1 rRNA gene is annotated in these 2,703 nt (G+C 53.2%); it reads left to right on the forward strand.

The annotated features are described in order from the left end of the window. Positions 1–2,703: ribosomal RNA gene (locus AAA943_RS21725) — 23S ribosomal RNA — on the forward strand; the annotation flags it as partial.

The raw sequence follows: 2,703 nt of genomic DNA on the forward strand, positions 1-2,703 counted from the left end.
CGCAGATTTCCGAATGGGGCAACCCAGTCCGCGTAATGCGGATTATATCGAAAGATAGGCGAACGTGGGGAACTGAAACATCTAAGTACCCATAGGAGGAGAAAACAACAGTGATTCCGTGAGTAGTGGCGAGCGAAAGCGGAACAGCCCAAACCGAATATGTTACGGCATGTTCGGGGTTATAGGACCTGCATAAAGATTGACAAACTGACGAGAACGGCATGGGAAGGCCGACGGTAGAGGGTGAGAGTCCCGTATTGGAAAGGTTGTTGATTGGGCGGGTATCCTGAGTAGGCCGGGACCGGAGGAATCCCGGTTGAATTTGCCAGCACCATCTGGTAAGGCTAAATACTCCTGAGAGACCGATAGTGAACGAGTACCGTGAGGGAAAGGTGAAAAGTACCGTGAATAACGGGGTGAAATAGAACCTGAAACCGTGCGCTTACAAGCGGTCGGAGCCCTTGAGTGGGGTGACGGCGTGCCTTTTGCATAATGAGCCTACGAGTTACACCTCTCCGGCAAGGGTAAGGCATTCAGTGCTGTACCCGGAGCGAAAGCGAGTCTGAAAGGGCGGCTGAGTCGGAGGGGGTAGACGCGAAACTTAGTGATCTACCCATGGCCAGGTTGAAGTTCCGGTAACACGGAATGGAGGACCGAACCGATAAGCGTTGAAAAGCTTCCGGATGAGCTGTGGGTAGGGGTGAAAGGCTAATCAAACTGAGAAATAGCTCGTACTCCCCGAAATGTTTTTAGGAACAGCGTCGTGGATTGTATGATGGAGGTAGAGCTACCGATAGGACTAGGGGGAGTCACATCCTACCAAATCCTGACGAACTCCGAATGCCATCATATTGAAACGGCAGTGAGGGCTGGGGTGCTAAGGTCCCAGTCCGAGAGGGAAAGAACCCAGACCTTCCGCTAAGGTCCCCAAATCTAGATTAAGTTGAACAAAGGTGGTCCAGTTGCAGAGACAGCCAGGAGGTTAGCTTGGAAGCAGCTATTCCTTTAAAGAGTGCGTAACAGCTCACTGGTCGAGCGACAGGGCGTCGATAATAATCGGGCATCAAATCTAGTACCGAAGCGAAGGATTCGTAGCAATACGAGTGGTAGGGGAGCATTCCAATATCGGCGAAGGTGAACTGTAAGGTTTGCTGGAGAGATTGGAAAAGCAAATGTAGGCATAAGTAACGATAAGGCGGGCGAGAAACCCGCCCACCGTAAGACCCAGGTTTCCTGATCAACGTTAATCGGATCAGGGTTAGTCGGGGCCTAAGGCGAACCCGAGAGGGGTAGTCGATGGACAACGGGTTAATATTCCCGTACTGCTCATACAGGCGATGGAGTGACGGAGTGATGAAAGGTCCGCGCGGTGACGGAATACCGCGTTGAAGCCAGTAGGTATTGGATCCATAGTAAAATGCGTGGTTCTAGCCGAAGGTGATAGTACCGGGCGTTTTAGGACAACCGGATAGTGACCCTAAGGGCTTCCAAGAAAAACTTCTAGCGATAAGCGTATGAGTACCCGTACCGCAAACCGACACAGGTGGTCGAGGAGAGAATCCTAAGGTGCTCGAGTGAATCATGGCTAAGGAACTCGGCAAAATGGCCCTGTAACTTCGGGAGAAGGGGCGCCCCTGTCAAAGGGGGCCGCAGTGAAGAGGCCCAGGCGACTGTTTAACAAAAACACATGGCTTTGCGAAGTTGAAAGACTAGGTATAAGGCCTGACACCTGCCCGGTGCTGGAAGGTTAAGAGGGGATGTTAGCGCAAGCGAAGCATTGAATCGAAGCCCCAGTAAACGGCGGCCGTAACTATAACGGTCCTAAGGTAGCGAAATTCCTTGTCGGGTAAGTTCCGACCTGCACGAATGGTGTAACGATCTGGGCGCTGTCTCAGCCATGAGCTCGGTGAAATTGTAGTCACGGTGAAGATGCCGTGTACCCGCAACGGGACGGAAAGACCCCATGCACCTTTACTGCAGCTTAGCATTGGTACTGGGCAAACGATGTGTAGGATAGGTGGGAGACTGTGAAGGGGGCACGCCAGTGTTCTTGGAGTCGCCGTTGAAATACCACCCTTTGTTTGCTTGGTATCTAACCCGCCGTGGCGGGGACATTGCTTGGTGGGTAGTTTGACTGGGGTGGTCGCCTCCAAAAGGATAACGGAGGCTTCCAAAGGTTCCCTCAGTACGCTTGGTAACCGTACGGGGAGTGCAATAGCATAAGGGAGCTTGACTGTAAGGCCGACAAGCCGAGCAGGGTGGAAACACGGGTATAGTGATCCGGCGGTTCTGAATGGAAGGGCCGTCGCTCAAAGGATAAAAGGTACGCTGGGGATAACAGGCTGATCTCCCCCAAGAGCTCATATCGACGGGGAGGTTTGGCACCTCGATGTCGGCTCGTCACATCCTGGGGCTGGAGAAGGTCCCAAGGGTTCGGCTGTTCGCCGATTAAAGTGGCACGCGAGCTGGGTTCAGAACGTCGTGAGACAGTTCGGTCCCTATCTGTTGCGGGCGTGGGAAGTTTGCGAGGACCTGACCTTAGTACGAGAGGACCGGGTTGGACTGACCGCTGGTGTACCGGTTGTGGTGCCAACTGCACTGCCGGGTAGCTACGTCGGGAAGAGATAAGCGCTGAAAGCATCTAAGTGCGAAACTCCCCTCAAGATGAGACTTCCATATAGGGCCCTGGGAGACGACCAGGTT

Source organism: Algoriphagus confluentis, assembly GCF_036245625.1.
Taxonomy (GTDB): domain Bacteria; phylum Bacteroidota; class Bacteroidia; order Cytophagales; family Cyclobacteriaceae; genus Algoriphagus; species Algoriphagus confluentis.